At 38.3% G+C, this 20,536-nt stretch carries 19 protein-coding genes; 4 read left to right on the plus strand and 15 right to left on the minus strand.

Going from position 1 to position 20,536, the window contains the following annotated elements; translation table 11 throughout:
• Nucleotides 1-51: 51 nt before the first annotated feature.
• The 5 genes from F5ESL0263_RS07855 to F5ESL0263_RS07875 all read right to left on the minus strand — a co-directional run bounded on the left by F5ESL0263_RS07855 (nt 52) and on the right by F5ESL0263_RS07875 (nt 6,714).
• On the minus strand, nt 52-1,272 hold the full coding sequence (locus F5ESL0263_RS07855; RefSeq protein WP_074425920.1) for an MFS transporter: 1,221 nt from the start codon (nt 1,270-1,272) through the stop codon (nt 52-54).
• 167 nt (nt 1,273-1,439) lie between these two features.
• Nucleotides 1,440-2,702 carry a carboxylate--amine ligase gene (locus tag F5ESL0263_RS07860; RefSeq protein WP_122036172.1) on the minus strand — a complete coding sequence of 421 codons (1,263 nt, stop codon included), beginning with the start codon at nt 2,700-2,702 and terminating at the stop codon, nt 1,440-1,442.
• 15 nt (nt 2,703-2,717) lie between these two features.
• A complete protein-coding gene (asnB, locus tag F5ESL0263_RS07865; protein WP_122036173.1) occupies nt 2,718-4,667 on the minus strand; it encodes an asparagine synthase (glutamine-hydrolyzing) in 1,950 nt (649 codons plus the stop codon).
• A 109-nt stretch (nt 4,668-4,776) separates the two neighbouring features.
• Nucleotides 4,777-6,174, minus strand: coding sequence for a metallophosphoesterase (locus F5ESL0263_RS07870; RefSeq protein WP_046307853.1), 1,398 nt, complete (start codon nt 6,172-6,174; stop codon nt 4,777-4,779).
• Nucleotides 6,175-6,228: 54 nt separating this feature from the next.
• Nucleotides 6,229-6,714: a hypothetical protein gene (locus tag F5ESL0263_RS07875; protein ID WP_046307854.1), complete on the minus strand. Its 486-nt coding sequence runs from the start codon at nt 6,712-6,714 to the stop codon at nt 6,229-6,231.
• A gap of 209 nt (nt 6,715-6,923) precedes the next feature.
• On the opposite strand from F5ESL0263_RS07875, the gene F5ESL0263_RS07880 reads away from it, so the two are divergent.
• The gene (locus F5ESL0263_RS07880) at nt 6,924-7,490 is read left to right on the plus strand and encodes a DNA-3-methyladenine glycosylase I (RefSeq protein WP_122036174.1); all 567 of its coding nucleotides are present in this window, start codon (nt 6,924-6,926) and stop codon (nt 7,488-7,490) included.
• Nucleotides 7,491-7,553: 63 nt separating this feature from the next.
• Here F5ESL0263_RS07880 and phnE (F5ESL0263_RS07885) read toward each other — a convergent pair whose 3' ends face one another.
• The 7 genes from phnE (F5ESL0263_RS07885) to F5ESL0263_RS07910 form a co-directional block, all read right to left on the minus strand.
• Nucleotides 7,554-8,366: a phosphonate ABC transporter, permease protein PhnE gene (gene phnE, locus F5ESL0263_RS07885; protein WP_122036175.1), complete on the minus strand. Its 813-nt coding sequence runs from the start codon at nt 8,364-8,366 to the stop codon at nt 7,554-7,556.
• A complete protein-coding gene (gene phnE / locus F5ESL0263_RS07890) occupies nt 8,366-9,169 on the minus strand; it encodes a phosphonate ABC transporter, permease protein PhnE (RefSeq protein ID WP_074425927.1) in 804 nt (267 codons plus the stop codon). Before phnE (F5ESL0263_RS07890) ends, phnE (F5ESL0263_RS07885) begins: the two co-directional genes overlap by 1 nt.
• On the minus strand, nt 9,162-9,935 hold the full coding sequence (gene phnC, locus F5ESL0263_RS07895; RefSeq protein WP_046307862.1) for a phosphonate ABC transporter ATP-binding protein: 774 nt from the start codon (nt 9,933-9,935) through the stop codon (nt 9,162-9,164). Before phnC ends, phnE (F5ESL0263_RS07890) begins: the two co-directional genes overlap by 8 nt.
• A gap of 19 nt (nt 9,936-9,954) precedes the next feature.
• On the minus strand, nt 9,955-10,890 hold the full coding sequence (locus tag F5ESL0263_RS07900) for a phosphate/phosphite/phosphonate ABC transporter substrate-binding protein (protein WP_122036176.1): 936 nt from the start codon (nt 10,888-10,890) through the stop codon (nt 9,955-9,957).
• A 36-nt stretch (nt 10,891-10,926) separates the two neighbouring features.
• Nucleotides 10,927-11,070, minus strand: a complete 144-nt coding sequence (locus F5ESL0263_RS08695; protein ID WP_158593031.1) for a hypothetical protein — start codon at nt 11,068-11,070, stop codon at nt 10,927-10,929.
• Between the two features lie 145 nt (nt 11,071-11,215).
• Nucleotides 11,216-12,145, minus strand: a complete 930-nt coding sequence (locus F5ESL0263_RS07905; RefSeq protein ID WP_074425955.1) for a phosphate/phosphite/phosphonate ABC transporter substrate-binding protein — start codon at nt 12,143-12,145, stop codon at nt 11,216-11,218.
• A 456-nt stretch (nt 12,146-12,601) separates the two neighbouring features.
• Nucleotides 12,602-13,069 carry a universal stress protein gene (locus F5ESL0263_RS07910; RefSeq protein WP_046307865.1) on the minus strand — a complete coding sequence of 156 codons (468 nt, stop codon included), beginning with the start codon at nt 13,067-13,069 and terminating at the stop codon, nt 12,602-12,604.
• 141 nt (nt 13,070-13,210) lie between these two features.
• Between F5ESL0263_RS07910 and F5ESL0263_RS07915 the strand changes: the two genes are divergently transcribed.
• Together F5ESL0263_RS07915 and F5ESL0263_RS07920 are read left to right on the plus strand one after the other, a co-directional pair.
• A complete protein-coding gene (locus tag F5ESL0263_RS07915; RefSeq protein ID WP_122036177.1) occupies nt 13,211-14,011 on the plus strand; it encodes a tyrosine-protein phosphatase in 801 nt (266 codons plus the stop codon).
• Between the two features lie 19 nt (nt 14,012-14,030).
• Nucleotides 14,031-14,507, plus strand: coding sequence for a nucleoside 2-deoxyribosyltransferase (locus F5ESL0263_RS07920; RefSeq protein ID WP_074425931.1), 477 nt, complete (start codon nt 14,031-14,033; stop codon nt 14,505-14,507).
• A gap of 178 nt (nt 14,508-14,685) precedes the next feature.
• Here the strand turns inward: F5ESL0263_RS07920 and F5ESL0263_RS07925 are convergent, their stop codons facing one another.
• The 3 genes from F5ESL0263_RS07925 to nagA all read right to left on the minus strand — a co-directional run bounded on the left by F5ESL0263_RS07925 (nt 14,686) and on the right by nagA (nt 17,383).
• Complete coding sequence (locus F5ESL0263_RS07925; RefSeq protein WP_122036178.1) at nt 14,686-15,234, minus strand: hypothetical protein; 549 nt, start codon at nt 15,232-15,234, stop codon at nt 14,686-14,688.
• A gap of 109 nt (nt 15,235-15,343) precedes the next feature.
• The gene (locus tag F5ESL0263_RS07930) at nt 15,344-16,012 is read right to left on the minus strand and encodes a type 1 glutamine amidotransferase (protein WP_122036179.1); all 669 of its coding nucleotides are present in this window, start codon (nt 16,010-16,012) and stop codon (nt 15,344-15,346) included.
• A gap of 216 nt (nt 16,013-16,228) precedes the next feature.
• Nucleotides 16,229-17,383, minus strand: coding sequence for an N-acetylglucosamine-6-phosphate deacetylase (nagA, locus tag F5ESL0263_RS07935; protein WP_122036180.1), 1,155 nt, complete (start codon nt 17,381-17,383; stop codon nt 16,229-16,231).
• A gap of 154 nt (nt 17,384-17,537) precedes the next feature.
• On the opposite strand from nagA, the gene F5ESL0263_RS07940 reads away from it, so the two are divergent.
• Nucleotides 17,538-20,528 carry a TIM-barrel domain-containing protein gene (locus tag F5ESL0263_RS07940; protein WP_122036182.1) on the plus strand — a complete coding sequence of 997 codons (2,991 nt, stop codon included), beginning with the start codon at nt 17,538-17,540 and terminating at the stop codon, nt 20,526-20,528.
• Nucleotides 20,529-20,536 lie beyond the last annotated feature (8 nt).

Below are 20,536 nucleotides of genomic sequence, written 5' to 3' on the forward strand. Positions count from 1 at the left end.
ATTAATATTATCATTTTAATCAATTGATAAGTGTTAAAAAGCCTTTACAAATTACTTGAAAACTTTAATGTGTTTACGCAATTTTGCATGAAGAGGAATTAGCAATAAAACCATCATGAAAATGCAAATTGCAGCCGTAATAAAGAACGGAATGTAACCTGCATGATCAATCATCATCCCCCCAAATAGTGGACCAAAGGCTTGACCAATTCCACGCGCAACACTAATTGCCCCCTGATACTTGCCCTTACTGGTCATCGGTGACAAGTCATTAATGTAGGCTGGAACAGCAGGAAACGCTGTGGCTTCTCCTAACGTTAACACCACCATCGACAAAGCAAAGTGGGCAAAGTCGTGGGCAAAAATAAGTGTCGCAAATGAAAGAGCGAACATCGTTGTCCCAAATATTATTTGCTGGAACAGGTTTTTAAATAGGCGCGGAAAACGAGCCAAAATAACCTGGACAGTCACAATAATTGCACCGTTAAGCGTCCACAGTAAACTGTATAAATGAAACGGAATTCCGAGTGAAACCATATAAACCGATAAGTTCGATTCCCAGTTCATGTACATTAGCCAAGTTACTGCTAGTGAAATCAGAAAGCCGACCATCAACATAACGTTGTACTTAGGCATTGGTTCAGTTTTAACTTTACCGCTTGCTCCCTTACTTTTAGCTTTGCGTTCTTTATGAAAGTTAATAATTGGCCGGTAGTGAATTGCTGCATTAACGCAGGCAATTGCAAATAATGAAGAAGCAAGTAAGAACAGGAACTCAATTGAGAAGTCATAGAGATAACCAACGAGCAGAGTTCCAGTAACAGTACCGACGTTCTGGGCAAAGTAGATCAAGTTGAATACATAGCGCCCAGGATATTTTTTAATACTAGTGGAAATGGAATTGATCATTGTTCCGTTCCAACCACTAACAAACCCAGTGATAATTAGCCAAATCCAGTAAGCTGGCCAGCCATGAAAGAAGGCCATAAAAAACAGGACCACAGCATCAGTGCCCAGTCCAGCAACAATTAACGGATATGGATTGAAACGGTCATACAAACGCCCAGCGGTGAATGACCCCAAAACATTACTTGCACAGTTGCAGAAAAGTACAAGCCCGATAACTGAAAGGCTAATGTGCAATTGCTTATTTAAGTAAACTGAAGTAAGTGGCCAAACAAAACTTGAACCAATCCAAGTTGCTAGTTCCCCTAGCAATAACCAACGTAGTTTAACTTCGGTTCCAGTATTTGATCCGTGTGTGAGTTTCATTTATTCAGTCCTTTCTTGTTTTAATTTCCATTTAACAGTGTAGCAAGAAGTACGCTAAATTAACACCCTCACCTAACAGTTCAAAGTCCTAAAAACGTGGTGGTGAATAGAATTTAGGTACACATAAAAAAGAATGATTATCAGTCTAAACTGTAATCATCCTTAATTTAGTTTTCAAAAAATTGGCCTTTATTTTCTTGGTAATATTTCTTATACCGGCCATTATAATTATGGAACATATATTTCATCAATAGCCAACGCTTGAAGTTACGGTCCTTATCATAAAAGACGGTTGTTCCATAGCGTCCTTCGTGAATTAATTCTTCAGCGAGTTGTTTAGACTCATTGTCACGTGCATATTGCTTAAAGACTTTTACAGGTAGACCAAGCCATAAAACATGCTTGGACTTAAGCTTATTGCCGTAAACTGTCTCCTTGTCTTGCAAGCTGTCATAAACATAATCATCAACGTACCACTTAGCTAGATTATAGCCGTTTAAGGTTACGTAAAAGCTTGACCGACCTTGACGCAAGTTGATTTCAAAGAACTTGTACTTGCCGTCACGCGCATCATACTTGATGTCGAAGTTGGCCATCCCAGTATAGTTGAGTTTTTCCAAGAAAGCCTCAACCTGTTCATACAATTTTTCATTGTATTCAGGCAAAATTGCCATGTAGTTACCAATGGCTTGTGGAGTTGGGTCTTCTAAGAGTGGATGACCCAAGCACATCATCTTAACATGATGATGGCGGTCAACATAGGCGTTAAGAACACGCATATTGGAATCGTCACCAGGGATAAAGTCCTGTGCAATTAGGTCAGCCTGATAGCCGTTACCATAAATCTTGCCAACAATGTCACGCAATTCTGTTTCGTTGTGAATTGTGAAGGCTTTTTTACGTCCTTCAAAGTGAACATCAAGCCAAGAAACAGGGTCTTCTGGTTTCAGTTCAATTGGGTAGTTAAATGGCAACTCAAGGTAGTTTTCTGCCTTAAAGTCCTCCATCGTAATGATCTTAGTCTTAGGGTAAGGCAAACCGCACTCTTCAGCGATTTGATAAAAGCCCTCTTTAGAAATCAATTTTTCTAACAAATCATATTCAATGTAAGGTACAACAAAGACATCAGCTAATTCGTCTTTGTGTTTAGAAAGAAGTTCCGCATAACCGTCACCACAGGCAATCAGAATAACTGGTTCTTGATGATCCTGGTAGAGCTTTTTTTGCTCGCGCATTACTTCAATAAAAGTTGGGTCTTCACTAAATCCTGGGTGAAGTTCCACACTGACAATTTTAGAATAACGGGTTGGAGCTAGCTGAGTATCCGCTAACGCTTTAACGCTAATTCCATAGGCTTCATTAAAGGATCTTGCCATCCCATATACGTTAATATCACTACCGAGTAATATAGGTGTAAAATCTTGACTCATTTAAAACTGCTCCTATTAAACTAGCTTTCCTTGTTCAATCAAGCTAGCTACTTCTGGTTGCACACGTTGATACTTAGAAACTGTTTCATCGTAATCAACAAAGAATAATTTGTACCAAACAAGGAACGTATAAATTGTCCAGATTTGGCGACGATGTGAGCCATCGCCCTTGTAATTTTCATCAAGTAATTGCAAAATTTTGTCTTGTTCAAAAATGTCATTAACAAAATCTTCGCTGAACAAGTCACGCACTTGTTGATAAAAGCGTGGTTCTTGTAACCATTCTTTGATTGGGGTTGGGAAACCTAGCTTAGGACGTTTAGCCCACTCGTCTGGCAACACTTTTTCTGATGCCTTACGCAAAGCATATTTAGTATCATGCTTGTTAACCAAGTAATCGGTTGGAATTGAGTTAGCACGTTCAGCAACCTTGCGGTCAAGGTATGGCACACGCAATTCGAGCGAATGAGCCATTGAAATCTTGTCGGCCTTTTGTTCAATATCGTTTAGCATAAAGTGGTGCAAATCGATGTATTGCATTTGGCGAACGTTATCAAGATCCTTAACCTTTTCAAAGTCCTTTTGATAAATACCATTAACGGTTAATTTGTTGCGGTATGATGGCTTCAAAACGCCATTAGCGTCTTCTGAAGTGAAGATAGTTGGGTAATCCATGTCATAGATGACTGATTGACCAACGTAAAATTCGCTTGGTTCAGCCAAGTTGGTGTACATGTGAACCTTGCCAGGGAAGTTTGGCATCTTTTTAATCTTATGTGCCAATTTAACCCTTGTCTTCTTCGGCAACTTTTTACATTGAGAAGTAAAGACCTTAATAACGTTGTTATGCGTGTGCATCCCGTAGTTAACGTAGCCAGCAAATAATTCGTCCGCACCTTCACCAGATAAGGCAACCGTAACGTGCTTACGCGCCATCTTGCACAAGTACCAAAGAGGAATGATTGACGGATTAGCGTCGGGCTCATCCATGTGATATTGCATTTCTGGGAAGTCATGCATTGCCTCGTCAGCTTTAACCTTGTCTGAATAGAAATTCCAGCCATTCATATCGGCTAAAGCCTTAGCCTTAGATGCCTCATCATAAGTTGCATCGTCAAAGGAAATTGAAAAGACATCATCCGGATTTAAGATGCTAGTAATATAACTGGAATCGACTCCTTCTGATAAGAAGGCACCAACAGGAACATCCGCAATATGGTGCAACTTAACTGATTCATGTAAATCTTCGTCGATTTTATTAACCGTCTCTTCAAAACTAAGCGTGTTAGCCTTATATTCAGCGTCCCAGTATTGATGAGTCTTCATTTGACCGTCTTTATATTCAAACCAGTGGCCTGCTGGGAACCGCTTGATGCCCTTAAAGAAAGTCTCATCAAGGTCATTATATTGGTTCATCAAGTATGGTTTAACTGCTTCTGTATTAAGACGACGCTTAAAACCAGGGAACTGCAAGAAACTCTTGATTTCTGAGCCAATAATCAAGTGACCATTCTCATCGCTGTAGTAAAGTGGCTTGATACCAAAGAAATCACGGGCGCCATACAGCGTTTGAGTGTTATCATCCCAAATGGCAAACGCAAACATACCCCGGATACGCTTAAGTAAGCCATCCATGCCCCACTCTTCAAAACCGTGCAACAGAACTTCTGTGTCCGATTTAGTGGTAAATGTATGGCCTGCTTTAATCAATTCGTCTCTTAATGGCTGGAAGTTGTAAATTTCACCATTAAAGATAATTGCCTTTGTTTTGTCTTCATTGTAAATTGGTTGGCTACCGCCACGTAAATCAATGATTGATAATCTTCTAAAACCTAAAGCAACTTTATCGTTGGTGTAAAAACCATCTGAGTCAGGACCACGGTGCATGATCGCTGCCATCATTTTGCCAATAGCTGCTTGCTTATCATTTATTTCTGGATTATAAAATGCGACAATTCCGCACATAGATTTATCTTCCTTAATTAATCTTAGTTAGTAACCTGTTAGTTTTTAAGTTTAACTTTCACATTATAAGATAATGGCGGCCAAATTCCAAATTGTCCACCCATTTTACCTAAATGTAAAAGATTCTTCGCCTGCTGGCAGCCCCATAGCCAAAGGCCTGGATTACGTGCCGATGCAAATCAATGTTTACAACGTACCCAGCAAATTCAGTTTGATGATCGATTTGACGATTCCAATTCTTATTATATTTAGTCGTCAAAACATGGTTCGGTCCCATTAAAGCTGAGCAATTAAACAAAATATACTGGATACCATTTATTCTGAACTGGTCTTCCACGTGACGATGGCCACAGAAGTAGGCAATAATCCGGGCATTTTTCACATTAGTAAAATCAAAATCATTTGCTAAGCGAAATTCTGGTGGGATACCGCTACTTGAGTGCATTTGCCCTTTTTCACCCTGATTAAATGCCACTAGTAGTTCGTGAAGGGACCGGCCGTTGTACTTAAGTGCATTCGAGCCCTTGCGGTTAATCGGATTGCCGTGACTCATAAAGACAATGCTCTTATTGGATGATTGCTCCAAGATTTCGATGATTTCTTCCATCTGATCTTCTCTGACGGCTAAAGTGATTTTGGCATCATAACGCTTTTGACCCTGAGCATTTAAAATGTAAGGCAAGTCAGTGGTATTGACTGAAATGAAGCGGATATCATCGACATCATAGTAACAAACGCCGTGTTGGCGTGAAATATAGTGCACACCAGGTTGGGCATACATTGCCGGCCACATGATCTTTTCAAATTCATTCTCGGGGAATGATGCTTTTAGATCGTGGTGCTCATCATACTTATCGTTTTCGTCATGATTACCTTTAATCATCAAGTACGGCACTTTGGTTGATTTAAACGAGTCACGTAATTTAATTAGTTCGCTTTCGCCCAAGAAACCCGTGTCAGAGCCGTCAATCCAGTCACCCAAATGAACCTTGAGATCAAGTAACCCAGAATCATCAAGATAGGAAAATTCGTTAACATGGGTTAAACCATTCCAGCCGTAAAAATCCGTACTGTTACTGTCCTTATAGTGGGTATCAGTAATCACACTAACATTGACAGAATTTTTACCCTCATGCGTCCGCTCCTTGACACGTTTAATGAATTCATCAAGGTATTCTTCCACAATATAACGACGTCCCGTTTTGCGATTAACAAACGCACGGTATCGTTCCAATTCAGGACTAAATTCACGCACATATTCTGGCGCTAAATTATCAGCACTTTCTAAACTGAGTGCCTGATGTAAAACATCATTTTCATCTTTATAAACGGTCAGATTATATGGCAGACCTTGGGGTGTATGTTGCGCTGTGTCAACATGATATTCACCGACCGTCACATATTCTTGCATTGGATCAAGTGAATTTTTCCTTTTATTAAAAAGACGGCGCATTTTAGCCCCATTTTTCCGATCAAATAATCCCATTGAATACTTAAAAACATTCATTATTGTGCCTCAACCCAAAGAAAAAAGCCGGGCGGTCAGCCACAGCTTCAGAAACTACGCGTTATCTGCCAATGCGTGGGCTGCTAAGCCGATTGACAAAACTGCATCTTTAGACAATACTTCTTGTAACACTTTAGGTGCAATTACTTGAACCGCACCGATTACCTTTAAGCTGTAAGTAACCACGTGTAAATCAACTGACTCATTATAAAAATCGTCTTCATAGGGATTTTCATGATTATAAGTCAGATTAATTTTATTCTGATCAGCATAACCGTCAACATGGTTAGTTAAGATGCGGTCATGTAAATCAGTTAATTGCTCTGACAAGTTAATCAAAGTAAGCTTGTGGTCACTTTCAGTTTCATAGTATTGCTCTTGAGTCATGCCAAAATAGTCTTTAACTGGCTTGTGCAATACATGCAAATTATCAATCACACGATAAACGGCCTCAGCATCAAAGTCTGTTTCTTTATTTAAAATACTTTCTTGATTATCGGCCAAATTATCGGCCAGAGTCATTGTATCTAACTTTTCCATGATATCCTCCTAAAGTTCATTTTATATTATACCAAAAAAACTATTATTGCACTTTTTGTGAGCAAAAATTTTACCTTTCGTTAATGGGTTTTTAAAACCGGATTTTACTCACGCTAAATAAGAGCTAATAATATTTATTTAAAAAAGAAAAAACGACTTTTTACGTATCTAATATTGATAGAAAAAAATATTATTAAAGGAGACTTACGATGTCTGAACTTATCCGCTGCCCTTGGGGCACAAAAGACGACTCATTAATGCAGCAATACCACGACCATGAATGGGGCAAACTCAATCTTGATGAGCAATATCTATTTGAAATGTTAACTTTAGAGCTTTTCCAATCTGGTCTAAATTGGTCAATGATTCTGCATAAGCGGGAAAACTTCCGAAGAGCTTTTCAAAATTTTGTACCAGCAGAAGTAGCAAAAATGACTGATGATGACATTGCACTTTTAATGCAGGACAGTTCAATTGTCCGTAACAAGATGAAAATCACTGCTACCCTCAAAAATGCAAAAGCGATTCTAGCAGTTGATGCCAAAGAAGGCAGTTTTGCTCATTACTTGCAGCAATTTGTCAAAACGCCAATCGTTCACCATGCGCAAACTGCCGAAGAAGTACCAAGCACCAGTAAAATTACCGTGCAAATGGCCAAACAAATGAAGAAGGACGGCTTTTCTTTTGTTGGCCCGATTACACTGTACTCATTTTTACAGTCAGTTGGTTTAATTAACGATCACCTTGAAACTTGTTCATTTAAATATCAGGGTTAAACAAAAAGCTGGACTACTTTTTGAGTAGCCCAACTTTTTTTAATTGATTCAATCGTTTTATTTTTAAACTAATTTCTTCCGAATCCAGCCGGAAATCCAATCAATGACAATTACCATGATGATAATGCCAAGTAGGATTATTCCTACCCGATTCCATTGCCGATATTGTAAGGCAATAATTAGCGGATAGCCGATACCACCGGCACCAACTAGTCCAAGAACCGATGCCGAACGAATCGAAACATCAAATCGGTATAAAGTATTGGAAATCAAGGCTGGCAAAAGGTTCGGCAGAATCGAAAACATGACCACATTGGTTTTTGAACCACCAGCGGCAGTAACTGCTTCGTTAGGACCATCCTCCAAGTTTTCAATTGCTTCTGAAAATAGTTTAGCAAGCATCCCAACCGAGTGGAAGCCTAAGGCCAAAACACCAGCTGCTGAACCAGGGCCAACAGCTTTAATAAACATCAAAGCCAAAACAATTTCTGGAAATGACCGAATAATCGCCAAGACAATTTTACCAACCCGTGATACATACCACTTTTTGTGTCTTGTATGTGCTGCCCAGAAGGCAAACGGTAAAGAGATAATTGCCGAAATAAAAGTTCCTAAAAAGGCAATGCAGACAGTATCCCACAATTGTGAAACCAAATCCTCACCCGTGCCGTTATAAACATACGACCAATCTGGATGAAAAATACCAGAGAAAATGGCACCTGCAATTTGACCCGCAGTCTGCTTAATTCCACCAAAATCAATGCCAGTACATGACCAAACAATCAAGAGGACTGTTAAAATTGCCAATGCCCAATGCTCTATGCGCTTTTTCTGATCAACTGGCTTAGGAGGCAGTTTTTTCATTGAAGTATCCATTATTTCATTAACGCCTCCCTTGATTTAGAAGAAACATAGTCGATAAGAACTACGACTAAAATAATTGCAATGATAATTGTACCGGTCTTAGGGTAATCGAAGACCTGTAATGTTTCTTGCAAGTAAAGCCCAATACCACCGGCACCGATATAACCCAAGACAGTCGATGCACGAACGTTGATTTCAAATGCGTATAAGCAGTATGAAATAAAGTAAGTCATAACCTGTGGCAAAACGGCAAACACAATAATTTGCAATTTATTAGCACCAACCGCAGTTAAGGCCTCAATTGGACCAGGATCAATTGTTTCGATTGCTTCATAGAACAACTTAACAACAATCCCAAACGTACAAATTGCTAAAGCTAAGATACCTGCAACAGGTCCAATACCAACAATTGCTACAAATATTGCACCTAAAAGCAAGTCAGGAACCGTTCTAATAATGTTCATAATGACCCTTAAAATGCCGGTCACTGCCTTATTTTTAACAATGTTGCGAGCAATCAATAACGAGTAAACAAAGGCAAGAATTGATCCGATTACTGTACCCAAGATTGCCATCTTGATGGTTTCAAGGATTAACGGAATAACCGCACCTAAGTATGACCAATTTGGATGCAACATTTGCAAAAAGATATCCGCAAATTGCCCAAAGTTAGCAAAAAGTGCACCTAAGCTGGTTTTGGTTACTTTAGTTGAAACAACCAAACCAACAACAAAAAGAATAATCCATAATAAGTTCAAAATTTTAAACTTTTTCTTTGGCAGTGTCATTAGAGTTTCTTCTTCAGTACTACTCATCTTGGTCACCACCGGAATAGATTTGATCAAATGTTTCTTTAGGTGTTTCACTCATTTTGCCATCGTAAATGATTTCACCGGCACGGACACCGATAACCCTTTTACCAAATTCTTGTGCTAATTCAACACTGTGTAAATTGATTACCACGGTCATGCCATGCTTTTCATTAAGCATCTTTAAGTCTTGCATCACACGACGCGAAGTCTGTGGGTCAAGTGAAGCAGTTGGCTCATCAGCCAGAATAATATCAGGATCTTGCGTTAACACCCGTGCGATTGCCACACGTTGTTGCTGTCCACCAGATAACTCATCAGCGCGTGTGTAAACCTTGTCTGCAAGGTCAACTTGTTGCAGCGCATCATAGGCGCGTTGCTTGTCTTCTTTAGTAAAGAGGTTGAGAGTACTCTTCCAGGTTGGGTAATAACCAACACGACCCGTCAAAACATTGCGCAAAACGCTTGAACGCTTAACCAAGTTGAAACTTTGGAAAATCATACCGATATTTCTACGCAACATCCGTAGTTCTTTTCCCTTAGCCTTGGTAATTGACTCACCATTAATTAGAATATCGCCTTCAGTAATATCAATTAACCGGTTAATTGAGCGCAAAAGTGTTGATTTACCAGCACCAGACAAGCCGACAATAACGACAAATTCACCCTTATTGATCGTTAAATTGATGTCCTTTAAACCAACAACATCTTTGCCATAGACCTTTTTAACGTTTTTTAATTCAATTACTGGCTTAACTGCAGAATCTGCCATTATAAACTTCCTTTATCTCTTATTTTTTAGTTGATGCGACAATTGCATCATACTTACGAACAGTATCAAAGTCGCTGTCCTTACTTGGAACATATCCTTCGTGAGTATAAATGCTTTCGATAATCTTCTTACCCTTCTTGGATTTACCGATATCAATAAATGCATTTGCTAACTTCTTACGGAATGATTTAGACATGCTTGGAACAACGGAAATTGTGTCATTTGGAATTGGCTTAGTAAAGTAGATTGGCACAACTTGTTCCATAATCTTAGGATTGTCTTTCTTCACGATTGTACGTGCATCTTCAAAGACAAATGCTGCATCAGTGTCACCGTTTAAAACGTTCAAAACTGATTGGTCCTGTCCTGTAACAGTAACTAATTTGCAGCTCTTCTTAACATCAAGACCTTTTTCCTTCAATTCAGCGATTGGGTAAACGTAACCAGCTGAAGAGGTTGGACTTTGGATAGAAATTGATTTACCCTTTAAGTCCTTCCATGACTTAATTCCTGAACCCTTTTTAACTAAAATTTCGGCACGGTAGAAATTAACTAAGTCCTTAGTTGGACGACCGCCAGGTTGCTTAACGCCATATCTCTGTGCTTGTAACAAAACATCAGCAGCGCCTTGCTTATGTGCTAACACATAACCACTTGGTGGCAAGAAACCAACATCAACTTTTTTGGATTTCATAGCTTCGACAACTGTGTTGTAGTCAGTTGACATTGAAACGTGAACTGGAATGCCTAAGCGATCAGAAAGCATTTTTTCCAAAGGCTTTGCGCGTGACTCAAGTTCAGTAGCAGCTTGGCTAGGAACAAACTGAACGTTCAATGACTTTGGTGTGCCATTGCTACTACTGTTATCGCTCTTGCTTTTGCCAGAACATGCAGTAGCCATCAATGCAACTAACATAACGGCTGCACCAGCTAAAACTTTTTTAAATTTCTTCATCGTGCCCTCCCAGACATAAAAAAAGACCTAATCTAATTAACACGTAACGTGAATTATACTAAGTCTTTTGGTAATAACATTATTAATTAAGAAACGAACATTACCCTCTTTTTTAAGGGAACGAAAAGAGCTGCCAACAATGTCTTTGATGAATGCTGTACGCAATCCATACTTTTGCATGCCTCTAACTCCCCTTTCGACAGTCCGTAAATTATTCTTACAAATAATAGCAGAAATGTTTCCTTTAGAAAAGTAATTTAAGCAGAAAACTTCGTCTGAGACAAAATTTGAGGTAAATGCGTTCCAAATAATAACTTAGTCTGGTTTATTTTTTAGTTGAGGCAATGATCTTGTTATATTCACGAATGATATCGTAATCACTGTCTTTAGCGTAGGTATATCCTTCTTGATTATAGACACTTTCGATGATTTTCTTACCCTCTTTAGAATGAGCAATCGAAATGAATGCCTTAGCTAATTTCTTTTGGAAAGCTTTTGGCAAACTTGGAATAACCGAAATTGTGTCGTTTGGAATTCTTTGTGAGAAGTAGATTGGCACAACTTGGTCCATAATCTTAGGTTCGTCGGCCTTAACGTTGTTACGGGCATCTTCGAAGACGAAGGCTGCATCAGTGTCACCGTTAAGTACGTTTAGCACACCTTGGTCTGCACCCTTAACTGAAACAATCTTGCAGCTCTTAGTTACATCAAGTCCCTTTTTCTTCAATTCTGCTACTGGGAAAACATAACCGGAATCAGAAGTAACATCTTGAACAGAAATTGACTTACCCTTTAAGTCCTTCCAGCTCTTAATTGATGAACCTTTCTTGACTAAAATTTCACTTCTGTATGAACTAACCAGTTTCTTGGTTGCTACACCGCCTGGTTGTTTAATGCCGTAACGAACTGATTGCAAAAGCAAGTCAGCCGCACCTTGCTTGTGAGCCAAAATGTATGCATCAGATGGTAGGAAACCAACTTCAACTTTCTTTGACTTCATTGCTTCTACTAAGCCGTTATAGTCAGTTGACATTGAAACATGAACTGGAATGCCTAGACGTTTTGATAATAATTTTTCCATTGGCTTTGCACGAGCTTCGAGCTTGTTGGCACCAACACTAGGAACAAATTGGACATTCAGTGACTTTGGCGTACCATCACTTTTTGAAGTTGATTTACCACTTGAGCAGGCAGTTAAGCCGGCGGTTAAAAACAATAAGAAAAATGCTAATAGAAATTTCTTAACTTTAGACAATTTCATTTTTTACTCCTTAAAACTAACTATATTTTCGACAATCTGTTTGTTAACAATTTTTTAGATGATTAATGCTTATTATTACTTCATCTTCTTTCACAAGTGGTAAAAATCCCAACAAAAAAGAGCATGACGTTTCCAATTACATCAAGCTCTGTTTAATATTGTTATTAGCAAAATGAACAAATAAGTCTGCCATTGAAAAAAGTTGTAGTTGTCCAAAAAATTTATTTGTTACGTTCTTCGTTCTCATTTTTCGGCACCTTCCTCAAAAGTAGTATTACGTTCGTTACAATAAAATAATATCATAAATATTCGCAATTTTATACAAAATTAGCGATAATATTTAAATTATCGTTTAAAAAATATAACAATCACGAACAAAGGTGCAACAACTTTTTTACGATACAAAAAGGCATACACCAAGGTGTATGCCTTAAATTTTTAAATTCAAGATTATTTAAGTGGCTTATTATCAACGTCCGTACGTACAATAAGCACATCAGCCAATGCATGCTGGTTAACGTATTCGGTTACTGAACCCATTAACATTCTCTCAACCGCGTTAAGACCAGTAGCTCCCATAATAATCAAATTATTATGATGATCTTTAATAAAGTCATAGGAAATAATAGCTTTTGGACTGCCGTAGCGGATGTGGTAATCAAGATCATCAAAACCCAGGTTGTCATGAGCCCAAGTCTTCAGACTCTTAAGGTACTTTTCTGCATCTTGTGTCATCTGATAAACGGTATCACCCGTAATTAGTGTGTCCTGCATTTCCCCTAAAAATTGTCTAGTATCAATGACGTTTAGAACATCAACGTGGGCATTTTCAGTCATTGCAATTTTAACTGCTTTATCAAAGGATCTTTCAGCTGATTCTGAACCATCAACTGGAACTAAAATTTTGTCTTGTTTCATACTTGTGTCCTCACCCTTTAGAAATTCTTTCTAAGCTTATTTTAACATAGTTTCGGTAGCAGTTACTTTTTTTATAATTGTTTGGACATAGCTTTATTGTTAAAATGGATTTTATGTCAGAAAGTAAGGGTGGAGAATGCAATGACGATAAAATTAGAAAATCAATTACTTAACATCAAAAATGGTCGTAACTTTCGTGAGTTAGGCGGCTACCAAACTAAAGACGGCAAAACGATTAAGAAGCATAAATTAATCAGAACCGCTAACTTAGCATCACTTGATGAAAACGACCTTAAATATCTACAAGATTACGGCGTAAAATACGTTGTTGACTTCAGAAGTGAAGACGAAGTTGAGCGTGAGCCTGATCGGGTCCCAGAAGGTGCAACTTATGATTTTGACCCTGTTTTCAGCGAGGACTTGACCGATTCTTCAAAAGGAATTGATGAGGTTTTAAGCCAAGATAACAAAGACCCTAAAGCTGGCTATAATCATATGTTTATCGCCTATGATGATATGATTAAAAGTGAATCAGCACAACGTGCTTATCGAAAATTCTTCGATGTCCTACTTGCAAACGATGAAGAAAACCGCAGTGTGATTTTTCACTGTACAGCCGGCAAAGATAGAACTGGTTTTGCGGCACTCTTGGCACTATCTGCCTTAGGCGTTCCGCTAGACACAATTAAGCAAGATTATCTGTTCACCAATGCTGCAACAACAGACTTTGTTAATAGTTTCCTTCAAAAAGCAAAAGATGAAGGAGCAAGCGATGCAAACCTAAGCAACATAAAAGATTTGCAAACTGTGCATCCCGAATATATTGATCATGTTATTGAAACATTACAACAAAATTATGGTGGCGTTGAAAACTATTTACATGATATGATGAAATTAACTGATGAAGAGATCAGTAAGTTGCGTAAAATTTATCTGAATTAACATTAAAAAGGAGACACAAATGAACAAAGCAAAGACTGTTTACTTTGGTGCAGGCTGGTTCAACGAAAAGCAAAATAAAGCTTATCAAGATGCGATGAAAGCTTTAGAAGCTAACCCAACCATTGACCTTGAAAATAGCTATATCCCTCTCGACAACCAATACAAGGGAATCGATGTTGGTAAGCACCCTGAATACTTACATGATCGTGAATGGGCAACTGCAACCTACCGTGGTGATTTAACTGGTATCAAGGCAAGTGACATCATGATTGGTGTTTACTTACCTGAAGAAGAAGATGTTGGTCTTGGGATGGAACTTGGTTATGCAATGAGCCAAGGTAAATACATCGTCTTAGTTATCCCTGACGAAGATTATGGTAAGCCAATTAACTTAATGAGCTGGGGCGTTTGTGATAACGCAATTAAAATTAGCGAACTTAAGGACTTTGACTTCGACAAAGCTCGTTTCAACTTCTACGATGGTGCTGTATATTAATACGCATCGTGATAAAATAATCATGAATAATTAATTTGATATCCATCTGGATTCATACAAAAAAGCTCTATTTCACCGATAGAGCTTTTTTGTGTTTACTAATAAAAGAAATAGTAACTGAAATAGTTTTTTAAAAAGTTGGGTAGGTCTTAAGACTCACTCATTATTCTAATTGTCTTTACCACTTAGCTCCACTATCATAGGCAAAATGTGGATAACGTTGATTTTTCAACTTTTTAGCAAGTTTTGCCGAGTGATACCAATGATTTGAGTACCATAATCCAGCACCACTAGCATTAGTTAGTACCCAGTGTCCTTTAAGCTTAGAAACATTATAAGAAGCTCCGCCAGCTGCTTGATACCACCCTTCTACTAGTATCCACATGCGTCCTCGTACTTTTACTGGATCGCCTAATATATATATCCAATTTTGTTTCTTTTTCTCCTGCTTAGGGTAAGCCGGCGCATTCTTAGGATAAACATGCAAATATTCAGTGCCTTTTTTACCATCAAAATAAGACACCCATTTTTTAGCAGTTATGACATTTTTATCGATTTGATGAGTCTTCTTATTATACTGATACCACGTTCCTCTCATTTTTTTAGGAAACGTCGACATTCTTGTTTCAGCTTTTACAGGTTCTACTGAGTTAACTATTGCAGAGCTACCAACTGTAATAAAACTAATAATAGCTAGTATTGCAATCCATATTTTCTTAGATTTCATATAAATACCTCCACTTAACAATTATTATATAACTATCTATGTTAGCAAACAATAAAGCAAATTGTATTAGCTACTCTTGTTAAATTAGAATTTTTGCAATAACAAATAATTAGCCTTGAGCAAGATAATCTAAAATACTAAACATTGCTTCTCGGTTAGCATCAGGTATTGATTTATTAATAATTTGCTCTGCCGTTTGACTTAAGACTGAGCCTTCAATGTACTGTGAATCATTTACTACAATTTCATTGATATTGTTTTTCTCAGGTTCCAAGTGAAACTGCAGTCCGACGGCTTTGTGACCTAAAACGAATCCTTGATTGGTCAAATTTTCGTTAGAAAAAAGCACATCAGCTTCTTCAGGTATTTCGAACATTTCTTCATGCCAATGTAAAACAGTTAGTTCTTGTGGCAAGTCATTAATCTTGTTTGACTGTAATTCAACTGGTGCCCAACCTACTTCTTTTACTGGCGCCTTTTTAATCTGGCATCCCAGCGTTTTAGCAATTTGCTGTGCACCATAACAAACACCCAGAATAGGAACATCTTTATCTAACAGCTCCTTAATTAGTTGCCGTTCCTGCGCAATCCATGGTAAGTCATCATTTGGACTCATTGGCCCGCCCAAAATAACTAAAAAGTCAGTTTGCTGGGCTGTTGGTAAGATACCAAATTGGTATGGATGATAAACATAAAAATCATGATGATGTTGTTTTGCCCACGCTTCAATTGAGCCTGGTCCTTCATTTGGGGTGTGTTGTAAAACGTTGATAATCATTTTTCTCCTACTAACATTAACTCTACTTTTTAATTATTAATAATATCAATCTATTAATATTATTTAAAACTATTTGTGTAATTTTAGTACCGTTAACTTTAATGAAAAGTGAGTACTAATCATGAATAAAAGAAAAAGCAGATTCGGGAAATCAAATATTTTCCTAACAAATAAAGCACCATGATTTTAAAACCATGGTGCTTTTATTTTTTGAGCTTAAGCCTTGTAACGTGATTTAGCGTTCAAATAAGTTTCGCTTAAAGTCATATCTGGGTTCAAAACAATGAAGTCCGCAGCCTTATCAGGTGCAATCGAACCGCATTTATCTAGGACGTTAGCACTTTTAGCTGGAACATAAGATGCCATCATTATAGCTTCTTCAGGAGTTGCTGCATTCCAGTCAACAACATTTTTCACTGCAGTATTTAACTGTAAAATACTGCCGGCAAGATTATCGCCATCTTTTAAGCGAGCCATACCATCTTTAACATATACAGGTAATTCGCCAAGCATGTAGTCGCCATCAGGCATCATACCTGCTTCCATACAGTCAGTAATTAAACAAATGTGCTCTGGGCCCTTAACCTTAATTAACGAGCGGACCATTTCCTTCTTAACGTGGTGACCATCACAAATTAATTCATCAGTCACATTGTGTAAATCCATTGCTGCATTGGAAATTGAAGAATCATGATGTGATGGATCAGGCATTCCGTTGAAAGTATGGGTAAACATAGTTGCACCCGCTTCAACACATCTTTTAGCTTGATCATATGTAGCACTTGAGTGACCTAATGATACAACAACGCCTTCTTTTGTCACTGTGCGAACAAATTCTTTAGCGCCTGCACGTTCTGGAGCAAGTGAGATTTTATTTAGCAAACCTTCAGATTGGTCACGCCAGTCATTAAATTGCTTAACACTAGGGTCTAGTAAGTACTTAGGATTTTCTGCCCCAGCATGTTCAGCAGTAAAGTATGGTCCTTCGAAGTGTAAACCTTGGATTTTTGCACCAGTCTCTTCACCTTTATGTGCACCAAACATCTTACAAATTCTAGTCAAAGTAGCTTCATCAGCAGTATAGGTCGTTGGTAACCAACTGGTAACACCGGAACGTAAAAAGCCTTCAGAAAGACGGTTGATTCCATCCCACTCACTTACCATTACATCTTCTTTTAGTGAGCCGTGAACATGTGTATCAACTAGTCCGGGAGCAATCCATTTACCAGTATATTCGACAATTTTACCTTCTGGCTTCTCATCTTCCGAGTAATAAAAGCCAAACTTGCCGTCATCCTGGATTTCTAGATAGCCGCCATCTTCCGTTACATTTTCAAGGAAAAATTTATCTGCGTGAATATAATAGGTCATAATTTTTGCCTTTCTTTTAAAACTTGTAAATTCGCTTTCAAAATCAATTTTAGACTAATAAACTGGTCATTACCAGATGAATTATAAATATAACGGAAAGTTTTCTTTTTTTAGTTATAATAGGTATAAGAAGACTAAACAGGAAGCAAAAATTATGATACAAGAACCGCAAACAGATAAACATCAAATTGGAGCTTTAACAGGTGCAAGCAAGCGCGATAACTATTATGAATTGCACTTTGAAACAGGGGAAATTGCCCACTTTTATATCTTAGCTGATGGTATTTTCCGTCTTTTACTTGATCCAAAGCAACAATTTAATGAAGAAAATTCCGCTTTTATTCAGTTTGAACATTTTAATAACAATGCCTTTGAGAAATCACGTGTCCGTGCAACAAATGATTCCTTAATTATTCATTCCGGTAATTATCAAATCATTTTTTGGCAAAAACCGGCTATCATGAGTATTTTCGATGAAACATTGCATGGAACACGTATGGCCCAATCCAGTCCAATTGAAGTTGGCGTGCAACAGACGACTGAATTTTTAGATCAAGATAAAAACGAATTCTATTTTGGTGGCGGCTTGCAGAATGGCTATTTCAGTCATAAAGGTAGAAAAATCAAAATTAAACGCGACCATATTACTGGAAAAGGCGGCGTCATTAGTGAAGTGCCATTTTTCTGGTCAAACAGAGGTTACGGTGAATTACGTAATACCACGCAAGCAGGAACTTATGATTTTGGCAAAACTGACTCTAAGATTACTACGATTAGTCACAAGGATCAGCTATTCGACAACTTCTATTTATTAGGTTCTACACCACAAGAAATACTCAGCAAGTTTTATCGCTTAACCGGTAAGCCTGCAATGTTGCCAAAATACGCACTAGGATTAGGGCATATCGGCAACTTCTGTACAACCATGTGGCAGCCAAGTAAGGCTGCCGTTCGTAACGCAACTAAAATTGACGGTAATTTTTACACACGGACCAAAAACGAAGAACTTGCATCCCATAAGGCTTCTCTCAACGGAGAAGAGAACTATCATTTCTCTGCGCGTGCAATGATTGACCGCTATCAAAAAGCCCACTTTAAGTTAAGTTGGTTTGTACCTAATTATAATGTCACAGCCGCAAATGATGCTTTAGCCTTTTTCAATGATTATGCAGTTAATCAAGAAGTTGCTCCTGGTTTTTGGCACCAAGATAATCTTGCACTACCTGAAGAAACCACTTTTGCCTTTACACCAGATGTTGATTTAATTGATTCGGATAAGGCTAAATTACAAAATCAGTTGCAAGACAAGCGCGCTATTGTTTTCAGTGATAGTGGTTCTGTTGGCACACAAAAAGATGCCGCACTTATATATGGCGATGTTGGTGGTAATTGGGAAAATATTGCAACTCAAGTTGCTGGTCTTGTTGGTTCTAACTTATCAGGTCAACCACTTGTTGGTGCAGCAGTAGACGGTACAGTTGGTGGTGGTAACGCCCAAATTACTGTACGTGATTTTGAGTGGAAGGCATTTACACCTCTACTATTCAATCTTGATGATCAAGGACAATACAGCAAAACACCGTTTGCTTATAATCGTAAAATTACGGATATTAATCACGCATACTTACAATTGCACCAACGCCTGCAGAGCTACCTTTATACTCTCAACGCCCAAGCAAGACTGGGCAAGCCAATTGTGCGTCCCTTATTTATCGATTTTCCTGAGGAACGTACCAATTATACTGAGATGTTTAGTAGCGAGTTCATGCTCGGCGATAACCTGTTAATTGCACCAATTACCAACGGGCGTGAAAATGAGCAAGGTGATTCACTTAAGGACAACCTTTACTTACCGGGCAAGCAAACAATGTGGATTGACCTATTCACAGGTCAAAAATATGCCGGTGGTCGGGTTTACAATAATCTTTTATATCCAACCTGGCACCTACCTGTTTTTGTCCGTGGTGGCAGTATCTTCAACTTTGGCAAGCGAGATTATGTCATTTATCCACAAGGTACTAGTCATGGTGTGACCTATGATGATAATGGCACAGTTGATTTTGAAAGTAATCACAGCCAGACAAGAATCACTAGTTCGTTTGACGAAGAAAAATTGGTTGTTACAGTCGAACCTACTGAAGGCCAATATCCTGGTCTAGAAAGTGACCAACCAACAGCTCTAACTTTGATGTGCGACGCTTATCCCGAAAATGTTGAAGTTAGGGTTAATGATCAAATCGTACCCCTCCAAGTATACGGCACACTCGATGCGTTTGATCACGCAAGTGAAGGAATTTTTTACAATGCTAACTATAGTTTGCCTGAATTCTCACAGTATCATTTGCCAAAACAAACTGCACTTCAAATCAAGTTAGCAAATCATCCAGTCGCTACTACAAAAATTGAAGTTATCATCCGTGATTTCTCATACAGTAGTGAAGTTTTGGGACACGAAATTACAAGTGGTGTTTTACCTTCACCTAAACTACCATCAGTTGCTTCAAGCAAAATTTCAGCCCATTCATTCGAATTAGCTTGGACTCATCCTGCCAAAGTACAAGTTGAAATTAACAATCTTCTCTACGAAGGAATCGAAGGCACTAGCTTTACGTTCCACGAATTACTTCCTAACACGCGCTACATCATTCGAATGCGTTACGTAATTGGCAATAAAGTTTCTGAATGGTCCGATCTTTTTGGTGTAATTACCAAACACGCTGCAGAAGATTATGCCATCCAAGAAATTTCTGTTGCAAGCAATTTTACCAGCAAAGCTAATCATCCACTTGATTACCTAACAGACCTAAAGCTGGCTAGCGAGTGGCAAACAAGTGAACCAGTAAGCCCTGAACATCCCTTAGAATTGACTTTCAAATTTAGCGACGTTGAAAAATTAAGTCGCATGTCCTTTGTTCCACGCAACATTGATCATGAAGGTGACCCAACCGAAATTAGTCTGGCAGTTTCAACTGATAACGAAAACTACCATGTGTATGCAGACCATGTAGCCTGGAAAGCAGACAGTAAAAATAAGGTAATTGGTTTGCGTGATGTGCGCGCCAAATCAGTTCGCTTAACTGTTTATCGCGCTTCCGGTCCGATGGTTGCAGCACGCGAAATAATTTTCTATCGTGCTAAAAGATAATTGATAAA

This window comes from Lactobacillus sp. ESL0263, assembly GCF_003692845.1.
Lineage (GTDB): Bacteria > Bacillota > Bacilli > Lactobacillales > Lactobacillaceae > Lactobacillus > Lactobacillus apis.

Bases quoted from the DNA above. Each gene is read 5' to 3' on its own strand.
- asnB (WP_122036173.1), bottom strand. From the start codon at position 4,667: ATGTGCGGAATTGTCGCATTTTATAATCCAGAAATAAATGATAAGCAA.
- phnE (WP_122036175.1), bottom strand. From the start codon at position 8,366: ATGGATACTTCAATGAAAAAACTGCCTCCTAAGCCAGTTGATCAGAAA.
- F5ESL0263_RS07915 (WP_122036177.1), top strand. From the start codon at position 13,211: ATGACGATAAAATTAGAAAATCAATTACTTAACATCAAAAATGGTCGT.
- F5ESL0263_RS07910 (WP_046307865.1), bottom strand. From the start codon at position 13,069: ATGAAACAAGACAAAATTTTAGTTCCAGTTGATGGTTCAGAATCAGCT.
- F5ESL0263_RS07930 (WP_122036179.1), bottom strand. From the start codon at position 16,012: ATGATTATCAACGTTTTACAACACACCCCAAATGAAGGACCAGGCTCA.
- F5ESL0263_RS07880 (WP_122036174.1), top strand. From the start codon at position 6,924: ATGTCTGAACTTATCCGCTGCCCTTGGGGCACAAAAGACGACTCATTA.
- F5ESL0263_RS07900 (WP_122036176.1), bottom strand. From the start codon at position 10,890: ATGAAGAAATTTAAAAAAGTTTTAGCTGGTGCAGCCGTTATGTTAGTT.
- F5ESL0263_RS07855 (WP_074425920.1), bottom strand. From the start codon at position 1,272: ATGAAACTCACACACGGATCAAATACTGGAACCGAAGTTAAACTACGT.
- phnE (WP_074425927.1), bottom strand. From the start codon at position 9,169: ATGAGTAGTACTGAAGAAGAAACTCTAATGACACTGCCAAAGAAAAAG.
- nagA (WP_122036180.1), bottom strand. From the start codon at position 17,383: ATGACCTATTATATTCACGCAGATAAATTTTTCCTTGAAAATGTAACG.
- F5ESL0263_RS07920 (WP_074425931.1), top strand. From the start codon at position 14,031: ATGAACAAAGCAAAGACTGTTTACTTTGGTGCAGGCTGGTTCAACGAA.
- F5ESL0263_RS07860 (WP_122036172.1), bottom strand. From the start codon at position 2,702: ATGAGTCAAGATTTTACACCTATATTACTCGGTAGTGATATTAACGTA.
- F5ESL0263_RS07875 (WP_046307854.1), bottom strand. From the start codon at position 6,714: ATGGAAAAGTTAGATACAATGACTCTGGCCGATAATTTGGCCGATAAT.
- F5ESL0263_RS07940 (WP_122036182.1), top strand. From the start codon at position 17,538: ATGATACAAGAACCGCAAACAGATAAACATCAAATTGGAGCTTTAACA.
- F5ESL0263_RS07870 (WP_046307853.1), bottom strand. From the start codon at position 6,174: ATGAATGTTTTTAAGTATTCAATGGGATTATTTGATCGGAAAAATGGG.
- F5ESL0263_RS08695 (WP_158593031.1), bottom strand. From the start codon at position 11,070: ATGCAAAAGTATGGATTGCGTACAGCATTCATCAAAGACATTGTTGGC.
- phnC (WP_046307862.1), bottom strand. From the start codon at position 9,935: ATGGCAGATTCTGCAGTTAAGCCAGTAATTGAATTAAAAAACGTTAAA.
- F5ESL0263_RS07925 (WP_122036178.1), bottom strand. From the start codon at position 15,234: ATGAAATCTAAGAAAATATGGATTGCAATACTAGCTATTATTAGTTTT.